This window comes from Streptomyces sp. NBC_01497 (genome assembly GCF_036250695.1).
Taxonomy (GTDB): Bacteria; Actinomycetota; Actinomycetes; order Streptomycetales; family Streptomycetaceae; genus Streptomyces.
On the sequence record NZ_CP109427.1, the window covers coordinates 7,631,728 to 7,647,033 of the forward strand.

At 74.3% G+C, this 15,306-nt stretch carries 12 protein-coding genes; 7 read left to right on the forward strand and 5 right to left on the reverse strand.

The annotated features are described in order from the left end of the window. Positions 1-94: 94 nt before the first annotated feature. Positions 95-1,630: an ATP-dependent DNA ligase gene (locus tag OG310_RS32360; RefSeq protein ID WP_329459390.1), complete on the reverse strand. Its 1,536-nt coding sequence runs from the start codon at positions 1,628-1,630 to the stop codon at positions 95-97. 126 nt (positions 1,631-1,756) lie between these two features. Between OG310_RS32360 and OG310_RS32365 the strand changes: the two genes are divergently transcribed. The 3 genes from OG310_RS32365 to OG310_RS32375 are packed head-to-tail and all read left to right on the forward strand — an operon-like array spanning position 1,757 to position 6,662. Further along, positions 1,757-2,683 (forward strand): oxygenase MpaB family protein, encoded by a 927-nt coding sequence (locus tag OG310_RS32365; RefSeq protein ID WP_329459391.1) that lies wholly within the window; start codon positions 1,757-1,759, stop codon positions 2,681-2,683. Further along, positions 2,665-5,076, forward strand: a complete 2,412-nt coding sequence (locus tag OG310_RS32370; protein ID WP_329459392.1) for a serine/threonine-protein kinase — start codon at positions 2,665-2,667, stop codon at positions 5,074-5,076. The genes OG310_RS32365 and OG310_RS32370 overlap by 19 nt, the downstream gene beginning before the upstream one ends. 53 nt (positions 5,077-5,129) lie before the next feature. Continuing rightward, the gene (locus tag OG310_RS32375; RefSeq protein ID WP_329459393.1) at positions 5,130-6,662 is read left to right on the forward strand and encodes a phytoene desaturase family protein; all 1,533 of its coding nucleotides are present in this window, start codon (positions 5,130-5,132) and stop codon (positions 6,660-6,662) included. A 172-nt stretch (positions 6,663-6,834) separates the two neighbouring features. Here OG310_RS32375 and OG310_RS32380 read toward each other — a convergent pair whose 3' ends face one another. Both OG310_RS32380 and OG310_RS32385 read right to left on the reverse strand, forming a co-directional pair. Beyond that, complete coding sequence (locus tag OG310_RS32380; protein WP_329459394.1) at positions 6,835-7,629, reverse strand: SDR family NAD(P)-dependent oxidoreductase; 795 nt, start codon at positions 7,627-7,629, stop codon at positions 6,835-6,837. 555 nt (positions 7,630-8,184) lie between these two features. Continuing rightward, positions 8,185-8,547, reverse strand: a complete 363-nt coding sequence (locus tag OG310_RS32385) for a DUF952 domain-containing protein (protein ID WP_329459395.1) — start codon at positions 8,545-8,547, stop codon at positions 8,185-8,187. 306 nt (positions 8,548-8,853) lie between these two features. Here OG310_RS32385 and OG310_RS32390 point away from each other — a divergent pair, with 306 nt between their 5' ends. Continuing rightward, positions 8,854-9,333 carry a nitroreductase family deazaflavin-dependent oxidoreductase gene (locus OG310_RS32390; RefSeq protein ID WP_329459396.1) on the forward strand — a complete coding sequence of 160 codons (480 nt, stop codon included), beginning with the start codon at positions 8,854-8,856 and terminating at the stop codon, positions 9,331-9,333. 193 nt (positions 9,334-9,526) lie between these two features. Here the strand turns inward: OG310_RS32390 and OG310_RS32395 are convergent, their stop codons facing one another. Both OG310_RS32395 and OG310_RS32400 read right to left on the reverse strand, forming a co-directional pair. Then, positions 9,527-11,344 (reverse strand): serine hydrolase, encoded by a 1,818-nt coding sequence (locus OG310_RS32395; protein ID WP_443078914.1) that lies wholly within the window; start codon positions 11,342-11,344, stop codon positions 9,527-9,529. Positions 11,345-11,437: 93 nt separating this feature from the next. Next, complete coding sequence (locus OG310_RS32400) at positions 11,438-12,142, reverse strand: TetR/AcrR family transcriptional regulator (RefSeq protein WP_329459398.1); 705 nt, start codon at positions 12,140-12,142, stop codon at positions 11,438-11,440. A 133-nt stretch (positions 12,143-12,275) separates the two neighbouring features. Between OG310_RS32400 and OG310_RS32405 the strand changes: the two genes are divergently transcribed. The 3 genes from OG310_RS32405 to OG310_RS32415 all read left to right on the forward strand — a co-directional run bounded on the left by OG310_RS32405 (position 12,276) and on the right by OG310_RS32415 (position 15,254). Next, positions 12,276-13,223, forward strand: coding sequence for an alpha/beta fold hydrolase (locus OG310_RS32405; RefSeq protein WP_329459399.1), 948 nt, complete (start codon positions 12,276-12,278; stop codon positions 13,221-13,223). A gap of 85 nt (positions 13,224-13,308) precedes the next feature. After that, positions 13,309-13,992, forward strand: a complete 684-nt coding sequence (locus OG310_RS32410) for a GntR family transcriptional regulator (protein ID WP_329459400.1) — start codon at positions 13,309-13,311, stop codon at positions 13,990-13,992. After that, positions 13,989-15,254, forward strand: a complete 1,266-nt coding sequence (locus tag OG310_RS32415; RefSeq protein ID WP_329459401.1) for an MFS transporter — start codon at positions 13,989-13,991, stop codon at positions 15,252-15,254. The genes OG310_RS32410 and OG310_RS32415 overlap by 4 nt, the downstream gene beginning before the upstream one ends. Positions 15,255-15,306 lie beyond the last annotated feature (52 nt).

Below are 15,306 nucleotides of genomic sequence, written 5' to 3' on the forward strand. Positions count from 1 at the left end.
CCGAGGCGCCCCGGCCCGCCATACCCGGGCCGGGGCGCGCCCCATCCGCGTCCGGCACGCAGCGGCCCGCGGCCCGCTGCGTGCCGCGACCCGCTCAGCCGTGGCCCTCCAGCACCGTCTCCACGGTGTCCGCGTCCTCGGCCCGCTTGTCCTCGCGGTGGCGCAGCACCCGCGCGAACCGCAGCGTCACCCCCGCCGGATACCGGGTGGAGCTCTGGAGCCCGTCGTAGGCGATCTCCACCACCAGCTCAGGGCGGACGGACACGGTGAACCCGTCGTCGTCCACGGCAAGTTCCCGCAGCCGGTCGGTCTGCCAGGCCAGCATCTCGTCCGTGAGGCCCTTGAAGGTCTTGCCGAGCATCGCGAACGTCCCGTCCGGCCGGCGTGCCCCCAGATGCAGGTTCGACAGCTTGCCCGTGCGCCGGCCGTGCCCCCACTCCGCCGCCAGCACGACGAGGTCCAGCGTGTGCACCGGCTTCACCTTCAGCCAGCCCGCGCCGCGCCGGCCCGCGCCGTAGGCCGTACCGAGGCCCTTCACCACCACGCCCTCGTGACCGCGCTCCAGCGTCGTCCGCAGGAAGGCATCGGCCTCGGCCCGCCCCACCTCCCCGGAGTCGTCCGCCACCACCACCCGGCGGACCCGCAGCGGTTCGGGCACCAGCCGGGCGAGGGCCGCGTGCCTCCGCGTGTACGGCAGGTCCAGCAGGTCCCGGCCGTCCCGCGCCAGGATGTCGAAGAACACCGGGGACAGCGGCAGCGCCGCGGCCGCCGACGGTACGTCCGTGCGTGACCCGACCCGTCCCGCCACCTCCTGGAACGGCCGCGGTCTGCCGTCGGCGCCGAGCGCGATCACCTCGCCGTCCAGCACGAACCCGTCCCCTTCCAGGCCGCTCGCCACGGCGCGGACCTCCGGCAGCCGGTCCGTGATGTCGTCGAGCGTGCGGGTGAACACCCGCACGCTGTCGCCGTCGCGGTGGACCTGCACCCGGATCCCGTCGAGCTTCTCCTCGACCGCGCAGCCCCCGAGACGGTCCGCCGCGTCGGCCACCGACGACGCGGTCTGGGCGAGCATCGGCAGCACCGGGGAGCCCACCGTCAGCCGGAACTCCGCGAGCACGGCCGGTCCTTCGGCGAGCAGCCGCTCCGCCACCCGCGACACCGACCCCGCGAGCATCACCGCCCTGCGCACCCCGGCGGCCGGCGTCCCCGCGGCGATCGCCACGGCCTCCACCGCGATCGCGTCGAGCGCGCCCTGCCGCACCTCTCCCGAGAGGATCCCGATGAGGAACCGCTGCTCCGGCGCCGTGGCCGCGCCGAGCAGGGCGCCCACCAGCTCCCGTCGCCGTGCCTGCGAGCCGGGGCCGGCGACGGCGGCGAGCGCCGTGAGCGTGGCGTCCACCTCCCGTACCGTCAGTGAGGGCCCGGCGGCGGGCGGCGGCGGATCCTTCAGCGCGCTCCAGCCCACCCCGATCCGCCCCTGCGGCAGTCGCCCCGCCAGGTACGCGATCACAACGGGCACGTCCTCGGGGTCCGCCTCGCGGAACACCTCGGCGATCAGGGCCGTCTTGCGGGAGCGGGCCGATGTCTCGGCGACCTCCCCGGACACACGGGCGAGCGGGGCCAGCAGCATGCCGCCATAGTGCACCGCGTCCCGCCGGGGCCGCCGCGCGGAGAGGGCCGGGCGGGTCGTAGGCTGGCTGCCGGGATGCCCGGCGCGGCGCCCGGTGGGTACGACGAGGCGGCTGGGGGAGGACCGATGGACGAGAGGGACCCGGGCCTGTTCGGCCCCGCCTCGGTCACCTGGCAGACGCACAGCGATCCCGCCATGTGGATCGCGGGCATCCGCGCCCTCTACCTCCAGGCGCTGCACCCCCGCGCCGTGCGCGGCGTGATGCAGAACAGCGACTTCCGCGAGGACACCTGGGGCAGGCTGCTGCGCACGGCCCGGTTCGTCGCCACCGTCACCTACGGCACCACGCCGGCCGCCGAGGAGGCGGGCGCCCGCATCCGGGGCATCCACCGCCGGCTGAAGGCCACGGACCCCGGCACCGGCGAACGCTACGGTGTGGACGAGCCGGAGCTGTTGCTGTGGGTGCACTGCGCCGAGATCGACTCGTACCTCGACGTCACACGCCGCTCCGGCCTGCCTCTCGACGGCGCGGCAGCCGACCGCTACGTGGCCGAGCAGCGCCACAGCGCGCGCCTCGTCGGGCTCGACCCGGCCGACGTGCCCGCCACCACCGCGGAACTCGCCGCCTACTTCACCCGTGTCCTGCCCGACCTGGCCTGCGGCCCCGAGGCGCGCGAGGTGGACGACTTCCTGCGCCGCCCGCCCGTACCCGGGCCGCTGACCCCGGCGCGAGCCGTGCTGTGGAGCAGGGTGGCGTCCCTCGCGTACGACGCGCTGCCGCACTTCGCGCACGTGGCCTACGGGCGGCCTGCTCCCGCGCCCGAGGCCGTGGACCGGCGGCTGAGGATCGCGGGGAACCTACTGCGGCTCATCCCCTCGACGGTGCGCTGGCAGCTGCCTCCGAAACACATCCTGCGGGCCGTGGCCCGACTCGGGCCGGGGACCAGGCCCGACCCGTACTCCCCGCGCCGCCGCCCGGCCATACTGGAGCGGCCGGGAGGCGAGAAGCGAAGCGACGGGGGCGACAGCGGGCCATGGCCGACACCAGGCTGATCCAGAGCCGCTACCGACTGCTCGAACTCATCGGGCGCGGTGGGATGGGTGAGGTGTGGGAGGCCCGCGACGAGGCACTCGGCCGCCGCGTCGCCGTCAAGTGCCTCAAACCCCTCGGTCCGGAACAGGACGCCTCGCTCGTGCGGGTGATGCGGGAGCGGTTCCGCCGCGAGGCCCGGGTGGCGGCCCAGCTCCAGCACCGCGGCGTCACCGTCGTGCACGACTTCGGCGAACACGACGGCGTCCTCTACCTCGTGATGGAACTGCTCGCCGGGCGCAACCTCGGCCAGATCCTCGCCGACCACGGCGGCCCGCTGCCCGTCGCCGACGTCCTCGACATCACCGACCAGGTCGCCGACGCCCTCGCGTACACCCACGACCAGGGCATCGTGCACCGCGACTTGAAGCCCGCGAACATCATGCGGCTCACCGACGGCACGGTGAAGATCTGCGACTTCGGCATCGCCCGCCTCGGCCACGACGTGGGCCTCACCTCGAAGCTCACCCATACCGGCATGGCCATGGGCACACCCCACTACATGTCGCCCGAGCAGATCTCCGGCGGCGAGATCGACCGCCGCAGCGATCTCTACTCCCTGGGCTGCGTGCTGTACGAACTCGCCACCGGCGCGCCCCCGTTCGACAAGAGCCACGCCTGGGCGATCCTCGTCGGCCACCGGATGACCGAGCCGACCCCGCCCCGTGAGCACCGGCCCGAACTGCCGGGGTACCTCGACGCGCTCATCCTCGACCTGCTCGCGAAGAACCCCGAGGACCGCCCGGCCGAGGCGTCCGAACTGCGCCACAGGCTCCTCGCGGCGCGCGCGGCCGAGGGGTTCCCGGCCGGGCCCGGCGCCGGCGTGTCGTTCCTGCGTCCCGCCCCCGTCCCCGTGGACGGCTGGACGGGCGAGCACGCCTGGCCGGCCCCCGCCCGCGGCGAGGGTGACGCCGTGCCGCTGCCGCCGCAGGTGACCGACCCGGCGCTTGCTGCGCCGATCGCCGTCACCCCCACCTCGGGCACACCGGTGTCGACCCCCGTGGGCGCGGGCGCCGCGCCGCGCGATCCGCGACTGCCCGACTGGACCCGGGGCATGACCGTGGGCCACCGTGCGACCTCTGCCGTGGTGCTGCGGGAAACCGCCCCGGGGCCGGTCGACGGGCTCACCGGCGCCTGGACGCGGGCCGTTCCCGACGGACCGCAGGCGCCGGTCACCGGGCAGCGGTCCGAGCGGCGCCCCACTCCCACCCCCGAGCGGCTCGCCGCCCTCGCCGACCGGCACCGCGCGGGCCTCGGCCTCGGCCGGCTCGGACGCTGGGAGGAGGCCGGTGAGGTGTACCGCGAGGTCGCCGCGGAGCGGGAGCTCTACCTCGGCCCGGACCACCCCGACACCCTCGACAGCCTCTACGAACTCGCCTTCACCCTGGGCAGGACCGGCCGGGCCCCCGAGGCGTTGCCGGTCTTCACCCGGGTCGCCGAGGGCAGGGAGCGCACCCTCGGCCCCGATCACTCCGAGGCGCTCGCCGCGCGCCAGGAGACCGCCTACGTCCTCGGCAGGCTCGGCCGCCACGTCGAGGCCCACGAGGTGTACGCCTCCGTACTCGCCTCCCGGGTACGCACCATGGGCCCCGACCACCCCGACACCCTGCGCTGCCGCCACAACCTGGCCTTCAGCCTCAGCCGTCTCGGCCGCCTTGAGGAGTCGCTGGCGATGGCGCGGCAGGTCGCCGTCACCCGCGCCCGGGTCCTCGGCGACGTCCATGCCGACACCCTCGTCACCCGTTACGAGGTCGCCTACGCGCTCGGCCGGCTGAGCCGCTGGCAGGAGGCACTCGACCTGTACCGCGAGGTCGCCCTCGCCCGCGCCCAGGCGCTCGGAGCCGACCACCGCGACACGCTCGCCGCGCGCTACGAGATCGGCATCTGCCTCGGCCGGCTCGGCCGCAGTGAGGACGCGTTGAAGCAGTTCCGCTCGCTGATCGACGACCGGGCCCGCGCCGGGGGACCCGCCGACCCGGAGACGCTGCGCGCCCGGCACGGCTTCGGGGTGAACCTGGGGCGCCTCGGGCGCTGGGAGGAGGCCCTCGCCGAGGCCCGTGACGTCGCCGCCGTACGCGGCCGGGTCCTCGGCCCCGATCACTTCGACACCCTGGTCAGCCGCCGGGAGGTCGCCGTCGCACTGGGCTGGCTCGGCCGCTGGTCCGACGCGCTCACGGAGTACCGGGACGTCTCGGCGGCCCGCGCCCGCGTCCTCGGCGAGGGGCACCCGGACACGCTGACCGCCCTCGGCGACGAGGTGCACTGCCTCCAGCAACTGGGCAATGACGAGGAGGCGCAGCGGCTGCGCCGCCGCATCGACGCGCTCACCCAAGGGCGCGGTTCCGCAACGGCTTGACCTCGGGCGCCCCGGAACCTTGGCCGCCGTTGATCCGCGTGTTACGAAGGGTCATGCCCGCACATGCCACGTACGACGCAGTGATCGTGGGCGGCGGCCACAACGGACTGGTCGCCGCCGCCTATCTCGCCCGGGCCGGCCGCTCGGTGCTGGTCCTCGAACGCCTCCCCACGACCGGGGGCGCGGCCGTGTCCACCCGGCCCTTCCCCGGCGTGGACGCCCGTCTGTCCCGGTACTCCTACCTCGTGTCCCTGCTGCCGCAGAAGATCGTCGCCGATCTGGGGCTGCGGTTCGAGGTGCGGCGCAGGACCGTCTCCTCGTACACACCGCACGGCGACGGAGGCCTCCTGGTGGGCGAGGGCCGCACGCGTGCGTCCTTCGCCGAACTCACCGGCGGCGACAGCGAGTACGTGGCGTGGCAGCAGTTCTACGGCGCCACGGCCCGGGTCGCCGAGCGGATCTTCCCCACGCTGACCGAACCGCTGCCCACCCGCGCCGAACTGCGCGAGCGCGTCGACGACGAGGCTTCCTGGCGGATGCTGTTCGAGGAGCCGATCGGCGCCGCCATCGAGAAGCGCTTCGACCACGACCTGGTGCGCGGAGTCGTCCTCACCGACGCGCTGATCGGCACGTTCGCCGACGCTCATGACCCGTCCCTGATCCAGAACCGCTGTTTCCTCTACCACGTGATCGGCGGCGGCACCGGCAGCTGGGACGTGCCGGTCGGCGGCATGGGCGCGCTGACGGACGCGCTCGCCGGGGCCGCCCGCGCGGCCGGCGCCGAGATCCTCACCGGCCACGAGGCGCTGCGGATCGACACCGACGGCACGAGCGGAGAGGTGACCTACCGGGCCGGGGAGGAGGAGGGAAGCGTCACCGCGCGGCACGTCCTGGTGAACGCCTCCCCGCGCGCGCTCGCCGAACTGCTCGGCGAGGAGCCGCCCGTACCGGCCGAGGGGGCGCAGTTCAAGGTCAACATGGTGCTGACCCGGCTGCCCCGGCTGAAGGACACCTCGGTCGATCCGCGTGAGGCGTTCGCGGGCACCCTGCACATCGCCGAGGGATACGGGGAACTGGCCGCGGCGCACCGGGAGGCGGCGGCCGGGCAGCTGCCCTCCGCGCCCCCCTCCGAGATCTACTGCCACACACTGACCGACCCCTCGATCCTCGGGCCGGACCTCGTAGGGAGCGGCCACCAGACCCTCACCCTCTTCGGACTGCACACACCGGCGCGGCTGTTCTCCAAGGACAACGACGCCGTGCGCGAGCGGCTGCTGGCCTCGACGCTGGCCCAGCTCGACGCCCGGCTGGCCGAGCCGATCGGTGACTGCTACGCGCTGGACGCCGAAGGCCGCCCCTGTGTGGAGGCCAAGACGCCGCTGGACCTGGAACGCGAACTCGGCCTGCCCGGCGGCCACATCTTCCACCGGGACCTGTCCTTCCCGTACGCCGGGCGGGACTCCGGGCGCTGGGGCGTCGAGACCGCGCACCCGAACGTGCTGCTGTGCGGTGCCGGCGCGGTGCGCGGTGGCGGAGTCAGCGGTGTACCGGGCCACAACGCGGCGATGGCCGTTCTGGGCCGGTGACGCGGGGCCGAAGCGGCCGGCAGGCGGACGGTGCGGCGACCGCCGCCGCGGCGAAACCGCCCCTCTGAGGCAGTGGCGGAAAAACTCGGGTCACCACCCGCCTGGGGCGGCCCGAACGGGCCGCCCCAGGGGGAGTTTCCGGCGACGTGGCGCACGTGTCCGACGGCCGCGGTCAGCGGCGGTAGCGCTCGGCGGGCACCGAGCGTGACACGCCGGACGCGAGCCTGCGCAGCGCTTCCTCGTAGCTCTCCCAGTCGGCGATGTCCACCAGGGAGGGAACGGTGACGGCTTCACCCGCGTCGAGGCCGGCGAGTGCCGCGTCCACGACGTCCTCCGGCGACATGACGGCCTCGTCGGGGAACGCGGACAGTTCGACGCCCGAGCCCTCCCAGAACTCGGTGCGCATCGCTCCGGGCACCACGGCCTGCACCACGACACCCGTGCCCGCGAGTTCCTGCTGGAGCGCCTGGGTGAACGTCAGCACGTAGCTCTTGGTGGCGCTGTACACCGCGCTGACAGGAAGAATGTAGAAGGCGAGCGCGGACGAGATGTTCACGACCGTCCCGTGTCCGCGCCGCGTCATCCCGGTGAGCGCGGCGGTCGTCAGCCGGGTCAGCGCGGTGACGTTGACCGCGACCTGCTCGTCGATGGCGCTCGCGGCGAAGCCCGGGGCGGGGGCGTACACCGCCGCGCCCGCGCTGTTGACGAGCAGGTCGATCGCCTCGTCACTGCTGAGCCGCTCCTCGACCCCCTTGAGCTGGACGGGTGAGGTGAGGTCCGCGACCATGATCTCGACGCCCGCACCGGTGCGCTCCTCGATGTCCCTCGCCACGGCGCTGAGGCGGCTCTCACTGCGGCCGGTCAGCACGAGGGAGTACCCGCGCTGCGCGAGCTTCAGGGCGTACGCGGCTCCGAACGTGGACGAGCCGCCGGTGACGACAGCGGTCTTCGATGCGTTGACGGTCATGATGTCGCTTCCGATCTCCGTGTGCGGGAACCAGCGCCGAGGGATGCCCTGCGGGTGATCCACCGATTCCGGGGCAGTCGGCCGGGCCCGCACGGACTCTTAAAGTCTCCTGTTCTGCGAAGAATGTCGCAATGTGCGAGGCCGTGGGTCCGGTGTGTCAGATGGTTGAAAGTCCACCAGGGCTCCCGTCGAAGGTGCGTCCGCCGTCCGCGGAGGCGCGCCGGCCCGGCCGCCCTCACCGCGCGAGGCCCGGGCCCCACGCCGGTCCGGGCCGGTGGCGCGCGTCCCGGCCCCGGCCGCGACGGGACCCCGCACATCCCGGGCCACGGCCGGGCCGGCCGCGCGGCGGGGCCGGATGAGGGGCCGGAGTCCGGTCCCCCTCAGCGGGGCGGCGCCGACGGGGCGTCCGTCTCGCCGACTGCCCGGCCTCAGGTGTGGCTGGTCGCGTCATGGAGCCTCGAATGCCACCAGGCTCTTCCCGGATTCTGCGCAGCGCGGCAGCCGGGCACGGGTGCGCCCGGCCTGCCGAGACGCCGGAAGGCCGTGGGCCGGCTCTCAGTCAGTCCTCCGCAAGCAGACCGCCCGGTTCCCCTCGTCCCACTGGACCTCCTCGACCCGCTCGACGGCGTCCCGGTTGATGGGCCCGAACACGTGGGGGAACAGGGTGCCTTCCGCGACGCCGGGCGGCGGCGCGGGGGTCGCCGCCTCCCATCGCAGCTCGGCTTCCAGCCGGTCCTCGTCGAGGACCAGTACCCGCAGGGGCCGTGGCGCGTTCCGGTAGAAGGCGTTGATGACGGCCAGGGTGGTGCTTTCGTCGGGGGAGCAGTGGATGAAGCCGTCCTCCGCGAGGGAGGGGGGTGCGTAGGGGCGGTCGGAGCGTGCGTTCCCGTCACCCGGGACCAGGGCGTGGTAGATCATGACCCGGTTATACAGCGCCGTAGACGCGGGGTTTCCAGGGCCGGGGTCCCACCGGAGCCGTGGCGGTGGCACTGCGGCACGGCGGCGCTTCGACGGCGACGGCGTCGGCGTCGACGCCGGTTCGGCCGCGGCGGGTGGGGGACGGGGGCGTGCAGGGGGCTTTTCGCCCGGTTCGCGGTGACCGTCGGTGCGTCCCGTGCGCCGGGTCAGGGCAGGATCACGCCAGGGCCGGGCGCGAGGGAATGGCCGGGTCCGCCTTGTTCGTTGCGTCCCAGGAAGACTGTCTACGACTTGGAGACGCGAAACATGCCACTCAATGGCGAGTACGAGCCGAGCACGACCCGTTTGGTACGCGAGCAGGTCGAGCTGTACGAGAAGTCCGGCGGTACGGAGGGGACGACGCTGGGCAGCCTGGTCGGTTCCGACGACGTGCAGCGGCGTGACCTGCCCGTCATCATCCTGACGACCCTGGGTGCGAAGAGCGGCAAGATACGCAAGGCCCCGCTCATGCGTGTGGAGCACGAGGGCACCTATGTCGTGGTCGCCTCCTTGGGCGGGGCCCCCAAGCACCCGGTCTGGTACCACAACGTGGTGGCGGACCCGCGTGTGGAACTGCAGGACGGACCGCTCCGCCAGGACATGGTGGCGCGTGAGGTGACCGGGAGCGAGAAGGCTCTCTGGTGGGCCCGGGCCGTCGAGGCGTTCCCGGACTACGCGGACTACCAGAAGAAGACGGAACGCGAGATACCGGTCTTCGTTCTGGAGCCGGCGGCCGCAGGGCACTGACGCCCCGCATGAGGCGGTGGACCGGGCCAGGAAGGCGACCCTGCCCTCCCGGTCCACCGGCCGGTGACGCCTCGCTCCGGGCTGCGGCGCGAGGCGGCCCTAGCCGCAGCGCCCAGGCCCGGGGCGACCCACGGGCACCGGGCGCGGCCGGCTGGCCGTGCCCGGTGCTCACATGCCGCGCCCGGCGGGAGCGTCAGGTGTCCGAGCGGGTCCAGCCGACGGGGGTGACGCGGGAGGCATCCGCGCGGCGCGCCCCGTCGAAGACCGTGCGCGCGCCGTCGATGACGCGCTGCCCGTCGACGTAGACCCCGCGGCCCACGTACAGCGGGTCGGTCGTGTACCGCCACCGCAGCCGCACCGGCGCCCCGCGCAGGGCCGTGAGATCCGCGGTGAGCCCGTGCCAGACGCGGCCCGACCAGCCGGTCGCGGCGCCGTCCGGATGGTCCTGGGCCGCCCCGCCACCGGTGGTGGTGAAGGGGACGGGCCGCCAGCTCGTGCCCCCGTCCACCGACGCCTCCAGGTGGACGGCGTCGGACGCCGGCTCGGTGTCCCACCACAGCGAAGTCTCGTAGCGCGGGTGCGCGGCGGCGAGCGTGAGGTCGGGGAGGGTGAGCGTGGCCGTGGTGGCGCTCGCCATGCCGGAGAACCAGGCCGTGCGTCCCCCGTGCGGCGTGACGGCGACGGCCCGTGCCATCCGGTTGCCGGTCGCCACCCGCGGCGCACTGCCGGAGCGCCAGTTCCGCACCGGGTGGACCGAGTTGCCGAGCACGATCAGGAACGAGTCGCTCGTGGGGTCGATGACGATGCTCGTGCCGGTGAAGCCGGTGTGCCCCGCCGTCGCCGGAGTGGCCATGGCGCCCATGTACCAGTGCTGGTAGAGCTCCCAGCCCAGAGCGTGGTCGTCGCCGGGGAACCCCGTGTTGAAGTTGGTGAACATCAGCCGCACGGAGTCCGGCTCCAGGATCCTCCTGCTGCCGTACGCGCCGCCGTTGAGCAGCGTCCGGGCGAGGACCGCGAGGTCCCAGGCGCGGGAGAACACCCCGGCGTGGCCCGCCACTCCGCCGAAGGCGTACGCGTTCTCGTCGTGCACCTCGCCCCACACCAGCCCTCGGCTGAGCGCGGACCACGGCGGGCGCTCGACCTCCGTCGCGGCGATCGCCGGTTTCCAGGAGGCGGGCGGGTTGTAGCGGGTGCGGGTCATGCCGAGGGGTTCGGTGATCCCGGTGCGGACCAGCTCGTCGAGCGGACTGCCGGTGATCTTCTCCAGTACCAGCTGGAGGGAGATCATGTTCAGGTCGGAGTACAGGTAGACGGTGCCCGGAGGGTGGATCGGTGCCTCGTCCCACAGCAGGCGGAGCATCGCCGCGCGGTCCGGTTCGTCGTAGAACGGCAGGTCGGCCTGGAGCCCCGAGATGTGCGTGAGCAGCATCCGGACGGTGATGTCCTGCTTGCCGCCGCCCGCGTACGCGGGGAGGTAGGCCGCGACCTTCGCGTCGGCGTCGAGGCGTCCGCGCTCGATCTGCTGCACGGCCACGACCGAGGTGAACAGCTTGGACAGGGAGGCCAGGTCGTAGACCGTGTCCTCGGTGGCGTCGATCTGCTGTCCGGCCGGGAACTCGATGCCGGTGTCGGTGGTGTCGTCGTAGCCCGAGTAGCGGACGGCTTTGCCGATGGGGTGGTGGAGGGCGACCGTGCCGCCCCGGGCCGCGAGCAGTACCGCGCCCGCGTAGTAGGGGTGTTCGGGGGAGGGGCCGAGGTAGGTCTCCGCGTCCGTGACCAGATGGTCCAGCTCGTCACCGAGGAGCCCGGCCTCACGGGCGGTGCCGTGGCGCAGCGTGGTGGCTCCGCGCCGGGGCCGCTCGGCGGGCGCGCCGTGGGCGTTCCCTGCGGCACGCGCGGTCCCGGTGAACGGCAGCGGCCCGAGCGCGAGGGCGCCGCCGAGCGCCAGCGCCGCGCCGCCGAAGCGGCGCCGGCTCATCGCTCTGTCCGCTCCGGCATGATCCCCCGTCAGTTCCTCTGTCATCAGGTGCCCTTCCCTGAAAATATCTTTCGGGATTCAGCAAACAGCTGAAACTTTCTTGCGGGAGGGCGGGACTGTCAACCCTCAGGAGGTGAGTCCCGTCAGACCGGCCAGGACGCGCCGGACCATTCGGGCGAACAGGGGCCGGGGGTCGTTCTCCAGTGGGTGCGCGACCGGTCCCGCCGCCAGTGCCTCGGTGAGCAGCGGGTGGCTCCCGCCCGCGGCGGCCCGTGCGAGATAGGCCGCCTGAGCCCGCTGGCGCGGGGTCGGGGAGCCGCCCGACTGGACCTCGGCGCGGGTCAGTGTGGTGACGAGCGCGGTCAGCATCGCCACGGCCTCCAGCTTGGCCTGCCCGGTCAGCGGCGCGGGGGCGAGGGCGGCCAGCGCGTGTTCCAGGTATGCGAGGCCGTTGGGCCCGATCCGCAGCGGCTCGTCGGGCACGTCCAGCAGCCAGGGGTGGCGAAGGTGGACGGCGCGCACGGCGAGGGCGAGGGACGTGAGGTCCTCGACGGGGTCGCCGGAGGGCGGCACCGTGAGGTCGATCTCCCCGGCCGCCGCGTCCTGCATCAGGTCGACCAGATCCTCGCGGCTCGTCACGTACCGGTACAGCGACGCCGGCCCCGTACCCAGTTCGCGCGCCACCCGCCGTACGGACACGGCGGCGAGGCCGCCCGAATCGGCGAGCGCGACGGCCGCGGCCGTGAGCTGGGCGTGGGTGCGGGCGGGCGCGGGCCCTCTGGTGCCCCGTACGGGTCGTTCCCACACCGTCACCGGTACGTCGCCGCTCACGCCGCTCACTCCCTGTCCGGCCGGCCGACTCGCCGGCTCACCGATACCGCCCGGGCCGCTCGTGCGCCCGGCGGCCGTTGTGCTCTACAGTAATAATGGCGAACATCGATCGCAGTTTCAGGGGGGATGATCGATGAACGAAACCGACGGGACCGCGCACGCGGGCTGGGGACCGGTCGGCAGGGCCCGCAACGACCGGGTCGAGCTGGCGTACGACCGGTTCGCCGACGCGCCGGCGGACGGCGACCGCGCACCGCTGCTGCTCGTCACGGGGCTCGGCGTGTCCCGCGCGTGGTGGCCCGACGGGCTCGCCCACGCGTTCGCCGTGCGCGGATTCGCCGTGGCCCGCTACGACCAGCGCGACGGCGGCGCGTCGACCCACTTCCCCGCGACCGCGACCCGCGGTCCCCTGCGGGCGCTGTTCGGCCGCCGGGGCCCGGCGTACACGGCCGAGGACACGGCGGACGACGCGATCGCCGTGCTCGATGCACTCGGCTGGGAGTCCGCCCACCTCCTCGGCCAGTCCCTCGGCGGCGCCATCGCCCAGCGGGTGGCGCTGCGCCACCCGACCCGGGTGCGTACCCTCACCTCCGTCTCCGCGGTGCCCGGCGACGCGGCCGGCCTCGGCACGCTGCGCTTCATCCGTCTCGGCACCCTCGCCCGGCTCGCCCGGCTGTCGTTCCCGGACACCCCCGAGGGGCACACGGACGCGGGCGTCGCCGTGGCGCGGCTCATGGCCTCGCCCGGCCATCCGTACGACGAGGCGGCCGCCCGGGAACGGATCGCCGCGCTCGCGGACGCGGGCGTGATCGACGCCCCGAGCCAGAGCCGTCAGATCGGCGCCCAGTGGCACGGCCCCGCCATCGAGGCGGTCGCCGCACCCACGCTGGTCGTGCATGGCGCCGCCGATCCGCTGATCAGGGCGTCCGCCGCCCGCGCGATCGCCCGCCGGGTCCCCGGTGCCCGGCTGCGACTGCTCCCCGGCGTCGGGCACGACCTGCCCGAGCCGGTCTGGGCGGAGGTGGCGGACGAGGTGGCTGCCCACGCCGGTCTGGGCACCTGGCGGGCGAGCGGCCGGTGAGCGGCCGGTGAGGGGTCGGGAGGGGTCGGGAGGGGCGGGAACAGCTTGCATCTATGCATGCATCCAACGCTGATATCGTGCGGCCATGCACGATCCCACGCGCCCGGCCCGGACCTCGGCGTCCGACACCGCCTACGCGCTCACCAAGGAACTCATCCTCACCGGCCGGCTGCCCGGGGGGAGCCTGATCAGCGAAGGCGAGATCGCCGAGCGGGCGTCGCTCAGCCGCACGCCCGTACGCGAGGCGTTCCTGCGGCTCCAGAGCGAGGACCTGCTCGAACTCCACCCGAAGCGGGGGGCCGTCGTCGTCCCGGTCAGTCCCGGCGAGGCGCAGGACGTGCTCGAACTGCGCCAGGCCCTGGAGACGGCCGCCGCGGCGCGCATCGCACGCCGAGGTCTCGGGGCGCACGACGAGGAGCGGCTGCGGGAACTGATCGAGAGCCAGGGCGAACGGGCCGCGGCGGCGGACGTCGAGGGGTTCGCCGAGGTGGACGAGGCGTTCCACCGCGCCCTCGTGGACGCGTCGGGCAACGCCCTGTCCAGCCGCTTCTACGGCACCCTCACCGACCGGCAGCGCCGTATGAGCGTCTTCGCCCTGACGCCGCGCCCTGAACGGCTGGGCCTGCTGGTCGAGGAGCACACCCGGCTCCTTGGCCTGCTGCGCGACGCGGACGTGGCCGGTTTCACCGCCGCGCTCGACGCGCACCTCACCGGCACCCACCAGGGCGTTGCCGCGCCCGGCGGGGCACGGGACGGGGGAGCGGCGTGAGCGGCCCGCCCGCGGGCACGCGTGCCCGCGCGGAAGCGGGGACCGCCGCCGCGACCGGGAGCCAGGCCCGCACCGCCGCCTTCGCGATGTTCGCCTGCGGCTGGGGAGGCAACCAGTTCACCCCCCTGCTCCTGATGTACCGGCGCGTCGGCGGCTACTCCGTGCTGAGCGTGGACGCCTTCCTCGGCGCCTACGTCGTCGGCCTCATCCCGGGCCTCCTCCTCGCGGGCCCGCTCTCGGACCGCTACGGCAGGCGACGCGTCATGCTCGCGGGCACCGCCGCGTCCGCCGCGGCCAGCGCGGTCCTCGCGTTCGGCGTGGACGGCGCCGTGCCCATATACGCGGGCCGGCTGCTGACCGGGGTCGCCGTCGGCATCGCCATGTCCGTCGGAAGCAGCTGGGTCAAGGAGCTGTCCGCGGACGCGGCGGACCCGACCCTCGGCGCCCGCCGCGCCTCCCTCTGGCTCACCGCCGGGTTCGGTCTCGGCGCGGGCGTCGCGGGCGTCCTCGCCCAGTGGGGGCCGTGGCCCATGGTCCTGCCCTACGTCGTGCACATCACGCTCACGCTGCCCGCGCTCTTCCGCCTGCCGCGGGTGCACGAGACCCGCGGCGCTCCGGCCGGCGCCCGCCGCGGCCTGCTCGCCGACCTGCGGGTGCCCGCGCACGGCCGCCGCCGCTTCCGGCTGCTCGTGCTGCCCATGGCGCCCTGGGTGTTCGGCGCCGCGGGACTCGCCTACGCGGTGATGCCGCAGTTGGTGGACGACCGCCTCGGCGACTGGGGGCTCCTGTACGCGACCGCGCTGACCGTCCTCTACCTGGGCACCGGCGTCGCCGTGCAGCCGCTCGCCAAACGCCTCGACCGTGCGGCGGCCGGGCCGAATCCCGGTGTCGTCGCCATGACCGTCCTCCTGGCGGGCACCGTCCTGTGCGCCGCCGACGCCGCCCTGCGCTCGCCCTGGCTCGCGCTGGTGGCGGCCGTGGTCCTCGGCGCCGGCTACGGCATCGCCGTGGTCACCGGCCTGCTGCAGGTGCAGCGCATCGCCTCGGCGGACGACCTCGCCGGGCTGACCGGCGTGTACTACACGCTCGCGTACGCGGGATTCCTGCTGCCGACCGTGCTGGCCCTGGTCTCCTCCCAGGTGTCCTACCCCGTGCTCCTGACCGTGGTGGCACTGATCGCCGCGGGTTGCCTCGCCGTCGTCGCGGCCGGCGCCCGCAGGCAGCGCCGGGAGGCCGAGGAGCCCGTGGCGACCGGCGTCTGAGCCGCCTGGGGCCCGGCCTCGACGGGGGCCAGGAGGCGTCTTCGGGCGCACG

Excerpts from the sequence above, each read along its gene's own strand:
- OG310_RS32385 (WP_329459395.1), bottom strand. The coding sequence starts at position 8,547 with ATGATCTACCACGCCCTGGTCCCGGGTGACGGGAACGCACGCTCCGAC.
- OG310_RS32375 (WP_329459393.1), top strand. The coding sequence starts at position 5,130 with ATGCCCGCACATGCCACGTACGACGCAGTGATCGTGGGCGGCGGCCAC.
- OG310_RS32360 (WP_329459390.1), bottom strand. The coding sequence starts at position 1,630 with ATGCTGCTGGCCCCGCTCGCCCGTGTGTCCGGGGAGGTCGCCGAGACA.
- OG310_RS32405 (WP_329459399.1), top strand. The coding sequence starts at position 12,276 with ATGAACGAAACCGACGGGACCGCGCACGCGGGCTGGGGACCGGTCGGC.
- OG310_RS32370 (WP_329459392.1), top strand. The coding sequence starts at position 2,665 with ATGGCCGACACCAGGCTGATCCAGAGCCGCTACCGACTGCTCGAACTC.
- OG310_RS32365 (WP_329459391.1), top strand. The coding sequence starts at position 1,757 with ATGGACGAGAGGGACCCGGGCCTGTTCGGCCCCGCCTCGGTCACCTGG.
- OG310_RS32380 (WP_329459394.1), bottom strand. The coding sequence starts at position 7,629 with ATGACCGTCAACGCATCGAAGACCGCTGTCGTCACCGGCGGCTCGTCC.
- OG310_RS32410 (WP_329459400.1), top strand. The coding sequence starts at position 13,309 with ATGCACGATCCCACGCGCCCGGCCCGGACCTCGGCGTCCGACACCGCC.
- OG310_RS32390 (WP_329459396.1), top strand. The coding sequence starts at position 8,854 with ATGCCACTCAATGGCGAGTACGAGCCGAGCACGACCCGTTTGGTACGC.